This window comes from Streptomyces sp. NPDC103540, assembly GCF_055584445.1.
On record NZ_JBVJMA010000006.1, the window covers coordinates 444,556 to 464,159 of the forward strand.

17 protein-coding genes and 1 pseudogene are annotated in these 19,604 nt (G+C 74.0%); 9 read left to right on the forward strand and 9 right to left on the reverse strand.

Translation table 11 applies throughout. The features are described from left to right. Positions 1–32: 32 nt before the first annotated feature. Positions 33–729, reverse strand: a pseudogene (locus ACZ6ZI_RS17600) (alpha/beta fold hydrolase). Positions 730–910: 181 nt separating this feature from the next. Further along, the gene (locus ACZ6ZI_RS17605) at positions 911–2,164 is read right to left on the reverse strand and encodes an MFS transporter (RefSeq protein ID WP_469521446.1); all 1,254 of its coding nucleotides are present in this window, start codon (positions 2,162–2,164) and stop codon (positions 911–913) included. 407 nt (positions 2,165–2,571) lie between these two features. Here ACZ6ZI_RS17605 and ACZ6ZI_RS17610 point away from each other — a divergent pair, with 407 nt between their 5' ends. The 8 genes from ACZ6ZI_RS17610 to ACZ6ZI_RS17645 all read left to right on the forward strand — a co-directional run bounded on the left by ACZ6ZI_RS17610 (position 2,572) and on the right by ACZ6ZI_RS17645 (position 13,346). After that, entirely contained in the window at positions 2,572–3,549 is a 978-nt protein-coding gene (locus ACZ6ZI_RS17610) for a LacI family DNA-binding transcriptional regulator (protein ID WP_469521449.1), read from the forward strand. 759 nt (positions 3,550–4,308) lie between these two features. Beyond that, positions 4,309–5,526 carry a thiolase family protein gene (locus tag ACZ6ZI_RS17615; RefSeq protein WP_469521453.1) on the forward strand — a complete coding sequence of 406 codons (1,218 nt, stop codon included), beginning with the start codon at positions 4,309–4,311 and terminating at the stop codon, positions 5,524–5,526. A gap of 464 nt (positions 5,527–5,990) precedes the next feature. Further along, positions 5,991–7,430, forward strand: a complete 1,440-nt coding sequence (locus tag ACZ6ZI_RS17620; protein WP_469521455.1) for an aldehyde dehydrogenase family protein — start codon at positions 5,991–5,993, stop codon at positions 7,428–7,430. Positions 7,431–7,546: 116 nt separating this feature from the next. Then, complete coding sequence (locus tag ACZ6ZI_RS17625) at positions 7,547–7,972, forward strand: thioredoxin family protein (RefSeq protein ID WP_469521458.1); 426 nt, start codon at positions 7,547–7,549, stop codon at positions 7,970–7,972. A gap of 43 nt (positions 7,973–8,015) precedes the next feature. After that, positions 8,016–9,464, forward strand: coding sequence for a dihydrolipoyl dehydrogenase family protein (locus ACZ6ZI_RS17630; protein ID WP_469521461.1), 1,449 nt, complete (start codon positions 8,016–8,018; stop codon positions 9,462–9,464). A gap of 188 nt (positions 9,465–9,652) precedes the next feature. Further along, complete coding sequence (locus tag ACZ6ZI_RS17635; RefSeq protein ID WP_363058997.1) at positions 9,653–10,207, forward strand: hypothetical protein; 555 nt, start codon at positions 9,653–9,655, stop codon at positions 10,205–10,207. Next, positions 10,207–12,489, forward strand: coding sequence for a hypothetical protein (locus tag ACZ6ZI_RS17640; RefSeq protein ID WP_469521669.1), 2,283 nt, complete (start codon positions 10,207–10,209; stop codon positions 12,487–12,489). Before ACZ6ZI_RS17635 ends, ACZ6ZI_RS17640 begins: the two co-directional genes overlap by 1 nt. An 89-nt stretch (positions 12,490–12,578) precedes the next feature. Beyond that, positions 12,579–13,346, forward strand: a complete 768-nt coding sequence (locus ACZ6ZI_RS17645) for a metallophosphoesterase (RefSeq protein WP_469521463.1) — start codon at positions 12,579–12,581, stop codon at positions 13,344–13,346. Here ACZ6ZI_RS17645 and ACZ6ZI_RS17650 read toward each other — a convergent pair. From ACZ6ZI_RS17650 to ACZ6ZI_RS17680, 7 genes are all read right to left on the reverse strand, one after another. Continuing rightward, positions 13,316–13,621 carry a DUF2087 domain-containing protein gene (locus tag ACZ6ZI_RS17650; RefSeq protein ID WP_469521466.1) on the reverse strand — a complete coding sequence of 102 codons (306 nt, stop codon included), beginning with the start codon at positions 13,619–13,621 and terminating at the stop codon, positions 13,316–13,318. The two genes, ACZ6ZI_RS17645 and ACZ6ZI_RS17650, sit on opposite strands and share 31 nt — an antisense overlap. Before the next feature lie 131 nt (positions 13,622–13,752). After that, positions 13,753–14,403 carry a hypothetical protein gene (locus ACZ6ZI_RS17655; protein WP_363058989.1) on the reverse strand — a complete coding sequence of 217 codons (651 nt, stop codon included), beginning with the start codon at positions 14,401–14,403 and terminating at the stop codon, positions 13,753–13,755. Beyond that, entirely contained in the window at positions 14,400–14,891 is a 492-nt protein-coding gene (locus tag ACZ6ZI_RS17660; protein ID WP_469521469.1) for a DUF6114 domain-containing protein, read from the reverse strand. The genes ACZ6ZI_RS17655 and ACZ6ZI_RS17660 overlap by 4 nt, the downstream gene beginning before the upstream one ends. Beyond that, positions 14,882–15,505 carry a DUF6230 family protein gene (locus tag ACZ6ZI_RS17665; protein WP_469521471.1) on the reverse strand — a complete coding sequence of 208 codons (624 nt, stop codon included), beginning with the start codon at positions 15,503–15,505 and terminating at the stop codon, positions 14,882–14,884. The genes ACZ6ZI_RS17660 and ACZ6ZI_RS17665 overlap by 10 nt, the downstream gene beginning before the upstream one ends. Positions 15,506–15,631: 126 nt before the next feature. Next, positions 15,632–16,588 carry a MerR family transcriptional regulator gene (locus ACZ6ZI_RS17670; RefSeq protein WP_469521473.1) on the reverse strand — a complete coding sequence of 319 codons (957 nt, stop codon included), beginning with the start codon at positions 16,586–16,588 and terminating at the stop codon, positions 15,632–15,634. Between the two features lie 28 nt (positions 16,589–16,616). After that, complete coding sequence (locus ACZ6ZI_RS17675) at positions 16,617–17,822, reverse strand: methyltransferase (protein ID WP_469521672.1); 1,206 nt, start codon at positions 17,820–17,822, stop codon at positions 16,617–16,619. Positions 17,823–17,905: 83 nt separating this feature from the next. Next, a complete protein-coding gene (locus ACZ6ZI_RS17680) occupies positions 17,906–18,262 on the reverse strand; it encodes a tetratricopeptide repeat protein (protein WP_469521476.1) in 357 nt (118 codons plus the stop codon). Positions 18,263–18,413: 151 nt separating this feature from the next. Here ACZ6ZI_RS17680 and ACZ6ZI_RS17685 point away from each other — a divergent pair, with 151 nt between their 5' ends. Next, positions 18,414–19,379, forward strand: a complete 966-nt coding sequence (locus tag ACZ6ZI_RS17685; RefSeq protein WP_469521479.1) for a pirin family protein — start codon at positions 18,414–18,416, stop codon at positions 19,377–19,379. Positions 19,380–19,604: the final 225 nt, after the last annotated feature.

Genomic DNA, 19,604 nt, shown 5'->3' on the forward strand with positions numbered 1-19,604 from the left:
GGGGAGGAGCGCCGGGGGAGGCGTACCGGGGGTCAGATCCAGCCCTCCAGGGAGGCCATGAAACCGTCGAAGTCGTCGCGGTGGATGGTGTGTCCGGCCCCGGCGACCGAGCGGACCTCGAAACCGCGCTCCCGGAGCAGCGCCGCCCGCTCCGGCGAGATGAGGAAGCTGGGGTCGGCCAGTTGCACGAGGGAGGGCACCACCGGCGCGGCCGGGAGGAGGTCCTGATCGACGAGCGGAGCCAGGGCCGGCGCCGTGGCCTCGTCCCAGAGCGCGAGCGTCGCCAGCTCGATGTCCACGTCCGCCTCCTCCCAGAGGGGGGTTCAGCAGACGCACCTGCTCCCGGCCCGCCCGCTTGAATCGGGAGAACAGCGACGGGTCGAAGTCCAGGCCGGGGAGGCTCAGGTTCCAGGCCGGGTCCGAGAACACGGCCCGCGCGGGGCGCAACCGCTCCACCGCCAGGGCCAGGGTCAGGCCGCCGAGCGAATGGCCGATGGCGAGGTCGGCGCCGGCCGGCAGGGTCTCGACGACGTCGTCGGCGTAGTGGGCCGGGGTGTACGCGCCGCGCCCGCTGGCGCCGTGGCCGCGCAGGTCGACCGCGAGGACGCGGTAGCCGAGGTCGGCGAGGGCGGGGCCGACGCGGCGCCAGGTGCGGTGGTCGGACATGATGCCGTGGATCAGGACGGCGAGGCGGTCGCCCTCGCCCCAACTCTCGGTGTGCAGCTGCACGGTGGTGCCTTTCTGTGCGCGGCCCGGATGCCGGGATGCCGGGATGCCGGGATTGCCGGATCCAGGCCGCAGGTGCGGGGGTGGGGTCGTACGGATGGGTGGTTACACGAGTTACGAGGGTGGCTTCATCCGAAGTCAAGGCGAGGAACGGCGGGAGGTGTCACGTATTGGCCGGATCCGGTCAGCGCACCCCGCGGATCGGCCGCACCGCGAGGGCGCCGGCCACCGCCAGAACGGCGGCTACCACGAACAGCGCGGTGTAGCCCCCGCTCAGTGACACGATCACCGAGGCGATGAAGGGGGCGACGATCTGCGGTCCGGCGTTCGCGATGTTGAGTACGCCCATGTCGCGGGCCGCGTCCTGCGCCCTGGGCAGGACCATCGTCACGAGTGCGGTGTCGACCGCCATGTAGCAACCGAACGCGAGCCCGTTGACCGCCGCGAAGGCCAGCATCGCGGTCCAGCTCGCCGACAGCGCCGGGATCACGAGGGCGACCGCCGACAACAGCGCGGAGGCGCCGACGAACAGCTTGCGCCGGTCGAACCGGTCGGACAGGTAGCCACCCAACACGGTGGAGACGACCATGGCCACGCTGGTCAGCGGCATCAGGACCGCCACCGCCGCCTCCGGCTCCATCCCCTCGGGCAGGACGGTGTGGTCCTGGAGCACGTACAGCTGGTACCCGCTCACCGCGAAGTACCCGAGCACGAGCAACGCCCGTCCGATGAAGGCCCAACGGAAGTCGTGGTGGCGCAGCGCGCTCGCGAACGCGGCCGACTGCGCCCTGAGCGGCAGCGACGGGCGGGCGGGAAGGCGCCGCTCCCGGGCGCCGGCGGTGAACAGGACGGCCGTCCCCGCGACGATCGCCCCGAAGACGAGGTAGCCGGTGCGGTAGTCCTCCGAGAAGGCGGCGCCGATGAGCGCGCCGACGGTCGAGCCGACGGGCAGGCCCAGGCCGACCGCGGCCGAGGCCTTGCCGCGCGCCGTCATCGGCACCCGGTCGGGAACGACGGAGGTGAGGGCGGCCTGGTAGACGTTCATGACCGCCTGGCCGAGGCACCAGGCGATGGTGACCAGCAGGATCGTGTCGGCGAAGCCGAGCAGGACCATCGCGGGAACGGCCGCGAGCCCACCGCCGAGGATCCAGGGGTTGCGCCGTCCGCTGCGGTCGGACAGGGCGCCGGCGACGGGGTTGAAGACGGTCGCGAAGATCGCGGAGACCCCCGCGATCAGGCCGAAGTTGGCCACCTTGTTCGCGGGGTCGATGTGTTCGACCTGGAGCGCGAGGAGGATTCCGGCGACACCGACGTACAGGGTGTACATCGCGCTGTTGCCGAGGAGGAGCAGCGGGAGCAGACCGCGCGAGGGTACGGGGGCGGCGGACGGGTCGGGGGTGGCGGCGGCGTTGCCGGTGCCGGGGGAGGAAAGGGCCACGGTGCCCTCCTGGGCAGCGAATTCGAGCGGATGAGGGTGGTGCGCGCCGCCCCGGCGCGGTGGCGGGGTCGGATGGAGTGCGACGGGGCGGCGGCACGGCGCGACACGTGGCGGACACACCCGTGGTGCGGGAGGGAGGCGGGTGTGGTTACACGTGTCAATGAATCGTGTAACCACTGTGTAGCATCCGATTCAGGCCATCCGCTAGACCCCGGCCGTCGCCGGTCTGGAAAGATGCCACGGCAATGTCTCACTCATCGAAACCGCCGCACTCGTCGAAGGCACCGCACCCTTCGCACCCGACGGCCCCGCACGGGGCGGAGCCGTCATCCGACCCCGCACCGAACCCCTCACCGACCCCTCCGCCGCAGCCCTCGCCGTCCGTCCCGGTGGCCGTGTCCGCCCCGGTGCCGACCAGTGCCGACGTGGCACGCCTGGCGGGGGTTTCACGTGCAACCGTCTCCTACGTCCTCAACAACGCCGAAGCCGTGCGCATCAGCGAGCCGACACGGCGCAAGGTCCGCGCCGCCGCGGAGGAGCTGGGCTACGTCCCGCACGCCGCGGCCCGCAGCCTCCGCGCCGGGCACACCCGGATCGTGCTGATGCCGACTTCACACGTGCCGGCCGGCCCCCTCTACAGCACCTTCCTCAACGAACTCCAATGGGCCCTGCGCCGCCTGGACTACACCGTCGTCCAGTACGGCAGCCTCGGCCTGAGCGGCGACGAGGCCGCCCGCGCCTGGGCGGAACTGCGCCCCGTCGCGGTGATCTCCCTCGGGGAGATCACGCTCGGCCCGCGCAACGTCGCCACCCTCAAGCGCGCCGGCGCCCGCGCGGTGATCACGCTCGGGCCCGGCGGGGTACCGGGGGCGCACGCGCTCGTGATGGACCAGCGCGAGGTGGGCGCCCGGGCGGCGGAGCACCTCGTCGCGCGCGGCCGACGCCGCGTCGGGGTCGTCGTACCGGCCGAACCCGGACTGGAACTGTTCTCCGGGCCCCGGCTCGAAGGGGCCCGATCCGTGGAAGGGGCCCACGTCGAGGCCCTGCCCATGGCCTACACCGAGGAATCGGCGGCGGCGCTGGCCGCCCGCTGGGGCTCGCTCGGCCTCGACGCGGTGTTCGCGTACAACGACGAGTACGCGATGCTGCTGATGCGGGCCCTCCAGGACGCGGGCCTGCGGGTTCCCCAGGACGTGGCCGTCATGGGCGCCGACGACCTGCTCATCGGGCGGCTGCTGCGGCCGCGCCTGAGCACGGTGCAGATCGAACTGCCCACGGGGGACCACCTGGCCTCCCTGGTCGACCGCGTCGTGCGGGAACCCTCCGAACACACGGAACGGCACGACCTGATGGCGGCGGTGGCGATCCACCGCGAGTCCACCTGACACCAAGCGGCCGGGCGGGGGCGGCGGCGACCGCCCCCGCCCCACCCGCCACGCCCCGGTTGCGCGTGTCGCCCTGCGAAGGCGGTACGGGCGCCCGTACCGCGAGCCCGTGTCGCCCCGGTGTCCACGGGCCTTCGGTTGGGGCTCCGGGCCCGCGTGTCCCGGTGGAGCGCCACTGACGCCGGGGTGATCACTCGTGTCTCGGCCTCGGCCTCGGCTCCGGGGTCCGGGGTCCGGGATGATCACGCGTGTTGCCTCCTGCCCTCCGGCTGGCTGCCGGTCGAGTCGAGCGCAAGCCGGGCCGTGGTGCTTACTCGTGACTCCTCACCCACGACCACCTCCGTGCGGCCGCAACCGGGCCGTGGTGCCTACTCGTGTTGCCTCCCATAGCCGGCTGCCGGTCGAGCGCGACCAGGCGGACTTGCCTGCTTGTGTTGCCTTCCGCCCCGACTGCTGATGGAGAGACCGGGGGAGTGCTGATACGTGTTGCTCCCGGATTCCCGCGCTGCGGCGGCGCGAGAACGGGGCGAAGTGCTTACACGTGTTGCCCTCGGCAACCCGCCCCGGCCGCCCCGCGCCCCCCCGCGGCTTCGGTCCACCCCACCGCCACGACGCCCGGAGGGCCGTTGACAGGGGGTGACGCCGCGGCGGAGACTGCGGGCGCGCGCCCCACCGGGCGCGCCGCCCCGGCCGCGCGTCGCCGTGCCCACTCGGCACCGGCGCGGCGCCGCCCGTACGGATCCGCCCAGGAGAGCCGCCATGAGCATCCGCACCGACCGCACCGACCGCACGGTGCGTGACGTCTACGTCGTCGACGCCGTCCGCACCCCGATCGGGAAGTTCGGCGGGGCCTACGCGGGCGTCCGGCCGGACGACCTCGCCGCCCACGTGGTGCGCGCCCTGGTGGACCGTACGCCCGACCTCGATCCGTCGCGGATCGACGACGTCGTCTTCGGCGACGCCAACGGCGCCGGCGAGGACAACCGCGACGTCGCACGTATGGCGGTGCTGCTGGCCGGGCTGCCGGTGTCCGTACCGGGTGTCACGGTCAACCGGCTCTGCGGTTCCGGTCTCGAAGCGGTGATCCAGGCGGCACGTGCCATCGCAGTCGGTGACGCCTCCGTGGCCATCGCGGGCGGTGTCGAATCGATGAGCCGCGCCCCCTGGGTGGTCCAGAAGCCCGAGCGGGCCTTCCCGGCCGGCCACCAGCAGATGTGGTCGACCACCCTCGGCTGGCGGATGACCAACCCGCGGATGCCCGCCGAGTGGACCGTTTCCCTGGGCGAGGGCGCCGAGTTGATCGCCGACAAGCACGGCATCAGCCGCGAGGCGCAGGACGCGTTCGCCCTGGCGAGCCACCGCAACGCCGCCGCGGCCTGGGCCGAGGGGCTCTACGGCGACGAGGTCGTGCCCTACCCGGGTGTGGACCTCGTACGCGACGAGTGCATCCGCGAGGGGTCCACGCCGGAGGCCCTGGCGCGGCTCAAGCCGGCTTTCCGGACCGACGGTTCGGGCACGGTGACGGCGGCCAACGCCTCCCCGTTGAACGACGGGGCCGCCGCCCTGCTCCTGACCGACGAGGCCGGTCTCGCCGCGACCGGCCGCGAACCGCTGGCCCGCATCAGCGCCTCCGCCGTCACCGGCATCGAGCCGCAACTGTTCGGTCTCGGGCCCGTCGACGCCGTCCAGCGGGCCCTGTCCAAGGCGGGCCGGAGCCTGCCCGAGCTGACGACGTTCGAACTCAACGAGGCTTTCGCCGCCCAGGCGTTGGGCTGTCTCGCGGCCTGGCCCGAGCTGGACCCGGCTGTGGTCAACCCGCGCGGCGGGGCCATCGCCATCGGTCACCCGCTCGGTGCCTCCGGGGCCCGGCTCGCCGGCTCGGTGGCCCACCAGCTGGCGGCGGCGGGTTCCGGCACCGGTATGGCGGCGCTGTGCATCGGCGTCGGGCAGGGCATCGCGCTCGTACTGGAACGCTGACCCGCACCGACCCGCACCGACCCGCACCGACCCGCACCGACCCGGACCGACCCGGACCGACCGGGACCGACCCGGACCGACCGGGACCGTCCCGGACCGACCGGGACCGTCCCGGACCGACCGGGACCGTCCCGGACCGACCGGGACCGTCCCGGACCGAGCGGGGGCGCCCGGCGGCCGGCCCGCGCCCCGTGGGTCCGCCCTCCGGAGCCCTACGGCGGTCGGGCCACCGCCCGGTTCGCGATCCCGTCCTTCCCGCCGGGTCCGCGGCCCCGGCCTCCTCGCCGCCCGGCGGCCCCGCCGCGCCGTCCGTCCCGGGCTCGGCCGGCCTCCGGCGTCGATCGTTTCCGGTCACCGCGGCGCCCCAACTGCCTTATAACTGAACAGAAGTGGTGCCGCAGGGTCTGGCACGATGGCGCGTGCTGCCGCCCCCCGCTCCGCCCATCTCCCGGAGGCCCCGCGCCATGCCGCTCCTCGACCCGACGCTCTGGCAGGACGGACCCACCCTCACCGGAGGTACGGCACCCGTCGTCGAACCCGCGACCGGCCGTACCCTCGCCACCCTCGACCTCGCCTCGCCCGCCGACGTCGCCGAGGCCGCGGTGCGGGCCCGGGCCGCGCAGCACGAGTGGGCCGGCACCACCCATACGGAGCGGGCGGCCGTGCTGCGCCGCGCCGGAGACCTGTTCGCGGAGCACGCGGACGAGCTGCGGGAGTGGCTCGTGCGCGAGTCGGGCTCCATACCCGGCAAGGCGGACTTCGAACTGCACGTCGCCGCCCAGGAGTGCCACGAGGCCGCCGCCCTGGCCTCGCGGCCCAGCGGACACGTGTTGCCCAGCGAGGCGCCCCGGCTCTCCTTCACCCGCCGGGTCCCGGCCGGGCTGGTCGGGGTCGTCGCGCCCTTCAACGCGCCGCTGATCCTCTCCATCCGTTCCGTGGCGCCCGCCCTCGCCCTCGGCAACGCCGTCCTCCTCAAGCCGGACCACCGTACGGCCGTCTGCGGCGGTCTCGCGCTCGCCGCCGTGTTCGCGGCCGCCGGACTCCCGGCCGGCTCGTTACACGTGTTGCCCGGCGGATCCGAGGTCGGCACGGCCCTGGTCACCGACCCCCGCGTCCGCGTCGTGTCGTTCACCGGATCCACGGCCGTCGGCCGCGAGGTGGGCGAGCTGGCCGGCCGCCACCTCAAGCGCGCCCACCTGGAGCTCGGCGGCAACTCCGCCCTCGTCGTCCTCGCCGACGCCGACGTCGAGGCGGCCGTCGCCCAGGCCTCCTGGGGCTCCTTCTTCCACCAGGGCCAGATCTGCATGACCGCCGGCCGCCACCTCGTGCACGCCTCCCTGTACGACGAGTACGTCGAACGCCTCGCCGCCCGCGCCGAGGCCCTCGTCGTCGGCGATCCGCACCGCGAGCGCGTGCACCTGGGCCCGCTGCTCGACCGGGGCCAGCTGCGCCGCGTGCACGGCCTCGTGGAGGCCAGCGTCGACCAGGGCGCCAAACTCGTCGCCGGCGGCACCCACCAGGACCTCTTCTACCGGCCGACCGTCCTCGCGGCCGTGGCGGACGACACCCCCGCCTACGCCGAGGAGGTCTTCGGCCCGGTGGCCCCCGTACGCTCCTTCGCGACGGAGGACGAGGCCGTCGCCCTGGCCTCGGCCGGCCCCTACGGCCTCTCGCTGGGCATCGTCACCCGTGACGCGGCGCACGGCCTGGAGCTGGCCGACCGCATCCCCACCGGCATCGCGCACGTCAACGACCAGACCGTGAACGACGAGGCGGTGGCCCCGTTCGGCGGCGTCGGCGTCTCCGGCACGGGCGCCCGCTTCGGCGGGGAGGCGAACCTGGACGCCTTCACCGAACTGCGCTGGACCACCCTGCGCGCCACCGCACCCGGCCACCCCTTCTGACCGCGCCGGCGCACGGCCCGAGCACCACCCGGCGGAACGCCACGCCACGCGACGGAATTCGACGGCCGGGTCGATCGTTCACCCACCACACGCCGCAATCAGGAGGTCAGGACACCGTGGCTACAGTCGAGCTCACCAAGGAGAACTTCGACCGGACGGTCAGCGAGAACCCGTTCGTGCTGATCGACTTCTGGGCGGGCTGGTGCCGGCCCTGCCTCCAGTTCGCCCCGGTCTACGAGAAGGCGGCGGAGGCCAATCCCGACCTCCTCTTCGCCAAGGTCGACACCGAGGCCCAGCAGGAGCTGGCCGCCGCCTTCCAGATCACCTCGATCCCGACCCTGATGATCGTCCGGGACCAGGTGGCCGTGTTCGCGCAGCCCGGGGCCCTCCCCGAGGCGGCGCTGACCGACCTCATCGGGCAGGCCCGCGCGCTGGACATGGACGAGGTCCGCGCGAAGATCGCCGCGTCCCGACCGCAGGAGGGAGAAGCCTCCGCGCAGACCCGGGAGGCGGGGGAGACCCCCGGCGCGCCGGAGGCCTGACATTGCCGGACGCCGCCCCGGCCGTGCGGTGACACTGGATCGCATGACCGAAGCGGTGGAGTACGACGTCGTGGTGCTCGGTGGGGGCCCGGCCGGCGAGAACGCAGCCGACCGGACCCGCGCCGCCGGGCTCAGCACGGCGCTGGTGGAGAGCGAACTCGTCGGCGGGGAGTGCTCGTACTGGGCCTGCGTCCCCAGCAAGGCGTTGCTGCGCCCGGCCCTGGCCCGGGCCGAGGCCCGTCGGGTGCCCGGCCTGGCGGGCGCCGTCGGTGGCCCGCTCGACGCGGAGGCGGTGTTCGCGCACCGCGACTACTGGACGGGCGACTGGAAGGACGACGGGCAGGTCGACTGGCTCGACTCGATCGGCGCCGACCTCTACCGGGGCCACGGGCGGCTCTACGGGATGCGCAAGGTCGCCGTCACCAGCCCCGAGGGGGAGCACCACGTCCTGACCGCCCGGCACGCCGTCGTCGTCGCCACCGGCACCCGCGCCCTGGTCCCCGACGTGCCCGGGTTGGCGGACGCGAGGCCGTGGACCAGCCGGGAGGCCACCTCCGCGCGGCGGGTCCCCGACCGCCTGCTGGTGGTCGGCGGTTCGGTGGTGGCCGTCGAGATGGCCACGGCCTGGCAGGCCCTCGGCTCGCGCGTGACCGTGCTCGTGCGGGGTTCCGGGCTGTTGCCCCGGATGGAGCCCTTCGCCGGCGAGCTCGTCGCCGAGGCCCTGCGCGAGGCCGGGGCGGAGATCCGTACCGGGGTCGACGTCCAGGCGGTCGTGCGCGACGGCGAGACCGGCCCCGTCACGGTGGTGCTGGAGGGCGGCGAGACCCTGGAGGGCGACGAGCTGCTGATCGCCACGGGCCGTACGCCCGCGACCGACGACATCGGGTTGGAGACCGTCGGGTTGACCCCCGGCGGCTGGATCGACGTCGACGAGAGCTGCCGGGCGGTCGGGCACGACTGGCTGTACGCCGTCGGGGACGTCAACCACCGGGCGCTCCTCACCCACCAGGGCAAGTACCAGGCCCGGATCGCGGGCGCGGCCATCGCGGCCCGCGCGGCCGGTCACGCCCCGCCGGACACCGCGCGCTGGGGCGCCCACGCGGCGACCGCCGACACCGAGGCCCTGCCCCAGGCCGTGTTCACCGACCCCGAGGCGGCCGCCGTCGGCCTCACCCTGGCGCAGGCCGAGCGTGCGGGCCACCGGGTGCGCGCCGTCGATCACGACCTGGGGAAGGTGTCGGGCGCGGGGCTGTACGCGGAGGGCTACCGGGGACGTGCCCGGATGGTCGTCGACCTCGACCGGGAGGTGCTCCTGGGCGTCACCTTCGTCGGGGCGGGCGCGGCCGAGCTGCTGCACGCGGCGACGGTGGCGGTGGCCGGGGAGGTCCCGATCGGACGGTTGTGGCACGCGGTTCCGGCCTTCCCGACGATCAGCGAGGTCTGGCTGCGTCTGCTGGAGGCGTACCGGGACGGAGCGGACGACAGGCGCTAGGGAGCGCAGCCGCCCCGCCCGCTCGGTGTCCGAAGCGGGCGGGGCGGAAGGTGTGGAACCGGTCAGGGAGCCGAGAACCGGCCACACCCCGGGCGAGGGGTTCTGGGTTGATCCACATTAGGTTAGCCTTACCTAAGTCGATCGGTTCGTGATCGGCCAACACCCCTTTCCGGAAAGGCCTCTTCCCCATGCGTGCTGCCCTCCTGCCCCGCGCCGCCGTACGGCTCACCGCCCGCGCCGCCTTCGCCGCCACCGCCGCGGTGGCCCTCGCCCTCGGCGCGGCGGGAGCGGCCTCGGCCGCGACCTCGACCCGTACGGTGACGGACGGCGCGACGACCTACCAGCTGAGCGTCACCGCGCCCGGCACCGCCGCCGCGTCCGGGCAGAACATCACCGTCAGCGGGAGCGGCTTCAACACCGCCAAGGGCATATACGTCGGCCTCTGCGCGGTGAACGGCCCGCAGGGCGCGAACAAGCCCACCCCCTGTCTGGGCGGTTCGGACCAGGCCGGCACCACCGGCGCCTCGCACTGGGTGAACAACACCCTCGGCGGGACCCTGCCCAACACCTCCCGCTTCGGCACCGGCGGCACCTTCAACGTCACCATCCACGTCAAGGCGGACCTCGGCAACGGCCAGATCTGCGGCGAGACCGTCGAGTGCGCCGTCGTCACGCGCGCCGACCACTTCAACTCCTCCAACCGCAAGTACGACGTCCACGTCCCGGTGACCTTCAACCAGTGATGACACCCCGCCACCCCCTCACTCCCGGCAGGACGGGCGCCGCGGCCTCGGCGCTCGCGCTCGTCCTCGCCTCGGCAGCCGCGGTCGCCGCGGCGGTCCCGGCGGCGGCGACCGCGACGGAAGCCGGTGCCACCGGCGCGTCCGGCGCGGGCGGGACCGTCGGTGCCCCCGGCCCGCCGAGGACCGTACTGGGCGCGAACGGGCAGCGGCTGACCGTCTCCGCCGCCTCCGAACTCGATCCGCTCGGCCACACCGTCCGCGTCACCGGCGCCGGCTTCGATCAGGCCAAGGGCATCTACGTCGCCTTCTGCAAGGACAACGGGGACAACCGCGTCCCCGCCCCCTGCGTCGGCGGCGCGGACACCTCCGGCGACGCGCGGGCCTCCCGGTGGATCGTGCCCCGGGGCGACGCGCACGTCGGTGAACTGGCCACCGCCTACGGCGAGGGCGGCACCTTCGCGGTGGAGCTGCGGCTCGCGGCCCGCAACGAGGGCCTGGACTGCACCGTCGTCGCCTGCTCCGTCGTGACCCGCGTCGACCACCGCGGCGCCGGCGACCGCTCCCAGGACGTACGCGTCCCCGTCGCCTTCCGGGGCCAGACGCCCACCGGACCCGGCGGCGAGGGGGTCGACGGCCCCCAGGGGCGGGTCGCCTACCGGGCGGTGAAGGACTTCACGACGGCCGGCCGGCCGCGCGACCTCCTGCTCCACCCCGACTCGAAGAAGCTCTACGTCGGCTCGGAGGACCTTCCGGACACCGCCGACGCCGACGAGAGCGGCCTGCACGTCCTGAACCCGGCCGACGGCGCCGTGCGGAGCACCGTCAGCCGGGCCCCGGGCGCGAACGGCTCCCTCGACCGGCGGGCGGTGCGCAGGATCGTCGCCCCGCTGCCCGGCGACGGGGTGGTGTTCTCCTACCCGCTGCGCGGCCTCGGAACGGCCAAGGACGGCGACGCCGCCGCGGCGGGCGCGTGGGTGGCGGGTCGCACGGTGACCGACGCCGGGCCCGGGGTCACCCCCGGGACGGTGCTGGTGGCGCAGGGCAGCGTCCTTTCGGAGGTCGACACCGCCACGGCCGTGGTGAAACGATCCGTCACGCTGGAGGGCGGGGACGAGTTCGCGGTCGACACCGCGCGCGGCACCGTCTGGTTCACCGACTTCGGCAACCGGCGCGTCCACCGCGTCGACACCGCGACCTTCCGGGTCACGGCGACCGTGGAACTCCCCGCCGGGGAGGGCCTCGGCGGATTCACCGAGGTGGACCCGGAGACGGGCGCGCTCTGGGTGGGCCTCGACACCTCGGTCGTCGTCCACGACGCGACGGGCAGGCGGCTGCGCGTCCTGGAGGGCGCCGACCTGCCCCGGGCGGCGCGGTTCGACCCCGTCACCCACGAGGCGTTCGTCGTCCGGCAGGACGGAGGGGACCCCTCCCAGCCCGGCGACGACAACGACGGCTCGCTGACCGTGTACCGCACGGCGGACCTCCAGGCGGTCGCCGAGCCGGTGCGGCTGCCGGGCAACACCTCGCAGTTCGGCTTCGCCGCGCTCGCGGTCGAGCCGGGCGGCGGGGCGGTCTTCGTCTCCAACCCGGCGGAGGGGCGGATCACCCGGCTGGAGCGCTCGGTGTCCCCGCGGATCACCCAGGGGCCGACGGACCAGACGGTCGCACCGGGCGAGCGGGTCTCCCTCACGGCCCGGGCGGAGGGGCTCCCGGAGCCGGCCGCGGCCTGGCAGAGCAGTACGGACGGCGGGCGCACCTGGCAGCCGGTCGCGGGCGCGACCGCGCCGACGTACGCCTTCACGGCGGAGGCGGCGCACGACGGCCGCCGGTTCCGGGCGGAGTTCCGCAACGCGGCGGGCGCAAGTCGCACCGCGCCGATCACCCTCACGGTGAAGGCGACGCCCGACCCCACCGCCCCGGTGGACCCGACCCCCGGGCCGGGCACCGACGCGGGAACGACGACGGGCGGCACGGGCGGCACGGGAAGCACCGGCGGTACGGGTGGTACGGGCGCGGCGGGTGGCTCCGGCTCCGGCAGTGCCTCCGGGTCAGGGCCGGGATCGGGCTCGGCCTCCGGCGGTGTCGCGGGAGGCGGCGGCGCGGGCAGTGCGGGCGGTGCGGGCGGTGCCGCCGGCGGCCCGGGCGCCACGGGCGTCATCGGCGGAGGCGCACTCGCCTCCACCGGCGCCGGGGTGGCCGGACTGGCCGCCGGCGCGGCGGGCCTCACGGCGGTGGGCTGGGCGCTGGTCCGCCGCAGGCGGCCCGGCGATCCCGTCGCATAGGGTGAAGGGGTCGCCCCGGAACGGATCGTGACCGACCGTCACGTCCGCTCCGGGGCGGCTCCGTGCCGGCGATGAAGGAGCCACCACCCGTGATCGTGATCGCCCATCTCAGCGACGTCCACTTCGACGGCGAACCCCGCGCCGCCGAACGCGCCCGCACCGTGATGGCCTACCTGGACGCTCTCCCGTACGACCTCGACGCGGTCCTGATCAGCGGCGACATAGCCGACGACGGCGCCGCCCACGAGTACGCGCAGGCCCGCGCGACCCTGGTGTCCCGTCATCCGACGGTCGTCTGCCCGGGCAACCACGACGATCGACGCGCCTTCCGGCGCGGCCTGTTGGGCGAGGAGGAGCCTTCGGCGGCCCCGGTCGACGCCGTGGTGCGCGGCAGCGGCTTCGTCCTGGCCGTCTGCGATTCCTCCGTCCCCGGCGAACACCACGGTCGGCTGGAGGAGTCCACCCTCGCCTGGCTCGACGAGGTGCTGACGGACACCCCGCGGGAGGTTCCCGTCCTGGTCGCCTTCCACCATCCGCCGGTCGAACTGCACACCCCGTACGTCGACGGGATCAGGCAGTTCGGTGAGGAGCGCCTCGCGGCGCTGGCCGAACGCCACCCCCACCTGACGGCCTTCCTGTGCGGGCACGCCCACACGGCCGCGGCCACGACCTTCGCGGGGCGGCCGCTGCTCGTGGCGCCCGGGGTGGCGTCCACCCTCCGGCTCCCGTGGGAGCGGCAGGACGACCCGGAGCACCACGTCCACCTCGACGAGCCGCCCGCCGTCGCCTTCCACGTACTGGGCGACGGCGGGCGGCTGACGACCCACTACCGGGTGGTCGTCGACGCGCGGCGGTAACTGCGGCCGTCCCGGGTCCGGGTGAGCCGGCCCGAGGTGATCAGATAGCGCCGCAAGGCCGAGCAGTCCTCGTGCACGGTCCGCAGCGCGTCGTTCACCTCGGGCTCCGTGTACTCCACGCCCTCCTCGAAGAGGGTCTCGCAGAGGTGCGCGAGCAACTGCTCGCGCCGGGCCTCCTTACGCGGGATCGCGACGAGACGGCCGTCGGAGAAGAGGTCGGACACGTTCCTCGCGGACCGGCCCGCGGGCGGGTGTTCTTCGGTGCTCTGTGACATGCCCCGAAGCCTTCCCGGTCCGTCGGCCCCCGGCAACGCAATTAACCGTGCCGTGCCGGGGGCCGACGGGAACACCGCGCCCACGGGAACACCGGGCCTACGGGAACACCGGGCCCACGGGAACACCGGGCCTACGGGGCGACGGTGATCTGCTGCGTCGGGTCGGTGGTGTCGGAGACCTTGTACACCGCGTTGAAGGTGGACGAGGTGGCGCTGGTCGGGCAGCCGAAGCCGCCGGTGACCGTGACCGGGACGGTGGCGCCCACGAAGGTCAGGCTGGGCGGGGCGCCGTTGGTCCAGGTGCCCGCCACGTTCGCCGGACCGGACGGGGCCGCCGTGACGGTGCAGTTGGCCAGGCCGGTCGTCTGGAGGACGAGACCGCCCGTCGGCACCGTCATGGTGGCGGTGATCGGCGAGCCGTTCTGCATGGACACCGACCAGGCGCCGCTGGTGGTGACCGTCGGGGTCACGCCCGGCAGGCTCGCCGTACAGGAGCTGTACGTCGGCGGCGAGATCGGCGAGGACACCGGTCCGGCCGGGTTGTGGTTGCCGGGGGCGGCCGGCACCGTGCCGGTGGACACGGAGACCGAGCAGGTCACCGTGACCGACCCGGCCTTGAGGGTGGCCTTTCCGCTGAGGGTGGCCTTGAAGGCGTGCCCGGCCGGGCTGACGGTGGTCGATCCGGCCAGGGGTGACGGCGAGGCGGTGGCGGTGGCGGAGGACACCGTCAGTGCGGCCGCGGCCGCCGTCCCGAGGATGAGCGCGGTGCGCGTACGGCTCATGGCTGAGCTCCTTGGGGATCGGGTTGGTGCGGGGCGGTGGTGGGGGAGGGCTCGAACTCCTGCGTGGGTGTGGGTGCGGGTGCGGGTGCAGGTGCGGACGCGGGCTCGGAGGCGGCGGAGCCTCGGGCGCGCGGGGCGGCGTAGGGCTGCCAGGCGAACATCAGCCCGCCGCCGAGGATGCCGATCAGGGTGCCGACGAGGAACCCGCCGAGGTTCGACAGGACCAGCGCGGCGGTGGCGATGAGCGTGGTGAGCACCCCGGCGAGGGTGCGCTGTGCGGGGGAGAACCAGGCGGTGAGCCCGAGGACGATCATGACGATGCCCATCAGGACGGACGGGATGCCCGCGACCCCCTGCTGGAGCATGATCTTCAGGGGGGCCAGCGGCAGGACGCAGATCCACGCGCCGGCCAGGACGGCGAGCAGACCGCCCCAGAAGGGTCGGCCGCGCCGCCACCGTCGCCACCGCCCGCCACGGCTCAGAAGCATTCCTTCTTGCCCTTGCTGATGTTCATGCTCAGCCCGGACAGCTTGAAGGTGCCCGCGTTCGTGGCCCACGCGGTCTGCTGGAGGTTGCTGATGGTGACGGAGTCGGCCTGCTGCGCGAACAGGTCCTGCATGCCCTGCGCGTCGGCCGGACCCTTGTCGAGGGTGGACGCGTCGCGCCCGATCTCGATGTTGCTGAACACGGCGTCGCCGGCGAGCTGGGTGGCGTCGACGAAGAGGTTGCTCGCCTCGACCGGGGTCTTCTGACCGGCGGTCAGGTTCAGCGAGATGTCACCGATGACGGGGAGGGTCGTGACCACCGACTGGCACAGGCTGTTCAGCTTGGCCTCCCTGATGGCGGTGACCGCCACCGGGATCAACTCCTGGCGGGCGTTGACGTCGACGCTGCCGTACTGGGCGAACCCCTCGCCCTCCAGGCTCTTCGCCGACACCTTGAACTGCTGGCCCGACACCGCGAAGGAGGCGGCGAGCACCCCCTGCGCGAGGGCGATCCCCAGGCCCGCGGTCACCGCCACGGCGGGCACGGTCAGTACGGCGAACCGGCGCCAGCGGACCCGGCCCCCGCCTCTGTCCTCGTCGCCGGGCGGTTCGGACACGTTCGGTGAGTTTGCCATGGGATCGTCCCAACATCTCGGCTGTGCACCTTTGTTACCGACGAGTTGAATGTAAGAGTGCCAATGGTGGTTGGCAAGGTTGTGCGACCGCACCCTTTCGGCCGACTCCTACCGCTCCGTACGCGGCTCCGCGTCCGCCCCGCCCCGCCCCTCGGGGCCCGTCCTGGTACGGGGCCGCGTCCCCAGCAACGCGGCCACCTCGGCCTCGACGCGCTGCGCCATCGCCCGTGAGAACTCCGCCGCCACCACCTCGCCCGCCACCGGGCGCAGAGCCGCCACGGCCTCCCTGATGTGATCCAGTTCGGTGGCCGAAAGCCGCTCCAGCCCGTCGGGGCCGATCACGTGCCGGCGGAACAGCGTGACGAAGCGGTCCGCGAGCGCGGCCGCCTGCGCCTGCGCGAAGTCCCCCGCGTCCAGGATCTCGTCGAGCGGCACCCCCTGCCGCGTCAGCGCCACCGTCGCCTCCAGCAACCGGCGGCTCGGGTACGTCACCCGGTCCCCGTCGACCCGTACGTAACCGGCCCGCGCCGCCCTGCGCGTGTGCTCGGCGGTGGCGCTCGGGCCGAACAGCTCGCGGAGCCCGTCCCGGGTCATGGTCACGGGCTCCTCCCGCACCCAGTCCCGCGTCATCTCCCGCTCCAGGCCCAGGAGTTGGGAGATCCCGCCGCCCTGCTCCCAGGCGGCCAGCAGCTCACCGATGCCGTTGACGGTGTACCCGCGCCCCAGCAGGTCGCTGATCAGGCGCAGCCGGGTCAGGTGGTCGTCGGAGTACCACGCGATGCGGCCCTCGCGGCGGGGCGGGGGAAGCAGCCCGCGCTCCTGGTAGTAGCGCAGGTTGCGCACCTTGACCCCCGCGGCCGCGGCGACGTCCTCCCGGCGGTAGCGCCGCGCGCCGCCGCCGGGAACCCCGTCGCGCGCCGCGTCCGCTCCTCCGGCCGCCGGAGGGTCGGCCGGAGGTCGCGTCGGATCGCCCCTCCGGCCCTCGGCCCGGCCCTCGGCCCGGCCCTCGGCCTTCGCCCGGGTGTCCGTCCGCCTGTCGTCCCGCTGTCGCGCCTGGCTGCTCACGCGGCCGAGTGTAGGACGTACCGGCAGGTCACATGGGGCGCGGACGGTTCTCCCGCTTGACCGCGCGCAGGACGACGAACTTCGGCTCGCTCGCGACGACTTCGTCGTTGCCGAACAGGCGGCGCAGGTGCGTGTGGTAGCCCATGTGACGGTTCGCGACCACCCACAGCTCGCCGCCCGGCCGCAGCACCTTCCGCGACTGCGCGAACATGCGCAGCGCGGTGGCGTCCGAGGTCGCCTGGTGGGAGTGGAACGGCGGGTTGCACAGCACCAGGTCCACCGAACCGGGCGCCAGCATGGCCGCTCCGTCCCCGACGTGGAACTCGGCCGTCCGCCGGCCCGGCCTGACGTTGGCCTCGTAGGTGGCCCGCGCCGAGGCGACGGCCTGGTAGGACTCGTCGGTGAAGACCACTTCGGCGTCCTCGTCGGCCACCGCCACCGCCGTCCCGACGACGCCGTTGCCGCAGCCCAGGTCCACGACCCGGGCCCCGTCGGTGTTGGTCGGGATGCTCTGGAGGAAGAAGCGCGTGCCGATGTCGAGGCGGTCCGCGCAGAAGATCCCGGCGTGGTTGACGACGGTCAGCCCGGCGCCCGAGCCGCCGTCCGGGTCCACCGTGTACGTCAGCGGCCACGGCGCGGGCGAGGGGGCGACGGCCCGCTCGCCGACCAGCGCCGGGTCGGGGGCGCAGAAGATCAGGCGGGCCTTCTTCTCCGCGAGGGAGGTCTTCGTCGGCCCGAGGATCTGCTCGAACAGGCGCAGCGTGGAGGTGTGGATCTCCTTCACCATGCCGGTGCCGACGATCACCGTGTCCGCGTGGACGTGCGGCGCCACCCGGTGGAGCTGGTCCTCCAGCAGCGCGAGGCTCTTGGGGACCCGGACCAGCAGCACGTCGATCCGCGCCGGCGGGGCGTCGCGCGTGGTCAGCAGCGTCACCGTGGCCTTGGAGGTGCCGATGCCGGCCCGGTCCAGGTTGGCCTCGGTCGCGGACCGGGTCAGGGCGGAATCGGTGATCTGCGTCGGGTGGTGCGCGGCCAGGGCCGTCGTCAGCGCTCCCCAACGGTCGCCGAGCACCGTGATTTGCCCGGCGCCGGCCAGGTCCATCGGGCCGCGCTCGCCGGTACCGGCGTCGAGGTGACGCAGCAGGTACTCGTCGGCGGCGTCCCAGGCGCGGAGCCGGTCGCGCGGGTCCGCGGGGAAGCGGGTGAGTTCGTAGGAGCCGAAGGGCGTGGTCAGGCGGTTCATATTGGGACCCAGGCTAGCCGAGGCGACCGCCCGGCCCCGCACGCGCGGGGCCGGGCGGCCGTGTCGGGGCGCCCTCAGGACCCGTCGGGGAACTCCCCGGCCATGGCGGCGGCCATCCGCAGGTACGGTCGGGCCTCCTCGGACCGACCGGCACGCTCCAGGGTCCGCCCCAGGAGCAGCTGCGCGTAGTCCTCCACCGGCCAGCGCTCCAGGAGGGCGCGCAGCTCGCGCTCGGCGCGCGCGAGCTGCGCCGAGTGGTAGTAGGCGCGGGCCAGCAGGAGGCGCGGAGCGAGCTGCTCGGGGGCCTCCTCGACGACCGTGGCCAGTACGCGGGCGGCGTTCGCGTACTCCTTCGCGTCGAAGAAGAGCCCGCCGCGCGCCCAGCGCTCGGCCGTCGTGCCCTGCTCGTAGTACTCCGGCGGCGTGTTCATCGCCCGCATCGCGTCCTCGCTTCCCTGCCGCGGTCCCGCGGCGCCCTGTGGCGCGCCCCGCGACCGTCCGGTCCCTGCAACACGGCGGCCGGCCCGAACATTCCTGACGAAGAGGCCAGGTGGGCGCCGGTACGGGGCTAAGTTGTGCCGTATGAGCAATCTCGATCGCCAGCCCGCCCTCTCCGCCTGCGGCGGCCGCGGCTTCGTCGTGGCAGAGCCCGTACGAGAGCTCCTCAGCCCGCGCACCGTCAAGCTCGGCGAGGCCACCGAGGTCCGCCGACTCCTGCCCAACCTGGGCCGCCGCATGGTGGGCGCCTGGTGCTTCGTCGACCACTACGGCCCGGACGACATCGCCGACGAACCCGGCATGCAGGTCGCGCCCCACCCCCACTCGGGACTGCAGACCGTCAGCTGGCTGCACGAGGGCGAGGTCCTGCACCGCGACAGCGTCGGCAGCCTCGCCACCATCCGCCCCCGCGAACTGGGCCTGATGACCTCCGGGCACGGCATCAGCCACTCCGAGGAGAGCCCGCGCCCGCACGCCCGCCTGCTGCACGGCGCGCAACTGTGGGTGGCCCTGCCCGACGCCCACCGCGACGTGGCCCCGCACTTCCAGCACCACGCGGAACTCCCGCAGGTCACGGCCCCGGGCCTGACGGCGACCGTGATCCTGGGCACCCTGGACACCGCCACCTCCCCCGGGACGGCGTACACCCCCATCGTCGGCGCCGACCTCACCCTCGCGGCGGGCACCGAGACCCGGCTCCCGCTCGACGCGGACTTCGAGTACGCGGTCCTGTCCATGTCCGGCGAGGCCCACGTCGACGGCGTCCCGGTCCTCCCGGGCTCGATGCTCTACCTCGGCTGCGGTCGCACGGACCTCCCCCTGCGCGCGGCCTCGGACGCGAGCCTGATGCTCCTGGGCGGGGAACCGTTCGAGGAGGAGATCGTCATGTTCTGGAACTGGATCGGCCGCTCCCACGAGGAGATCGAGCGGTTCCGCGAGGACTGGTCGAACGGCACCCGCTACGGCGAGGTCAAGGGCTACGACGGCCCCCCGATCCCGGCGCCGCAGCTCCCGCCGACCCACTTGAAGCCCAGGGGAAGGGTCCGCTGAGCTCCGGCTCCGGGGGTCTGTCGAGGGGCGATCCCGCATCGGGTCGCCGACCGTGGCGGTCCGATGCGGTGTTCGCGCGCCGAGGCCTGGCCGTCGACCCCGCCCCGGAGGCAGGCCGGATTGCGACATTTGGATTACTGGAGACATGTCGTGATTGATAATCAGATATAAGTACGCATAGAACGTTCCTCGCAGCTCGAACGGGGACACTCCCTGATCGGGTCG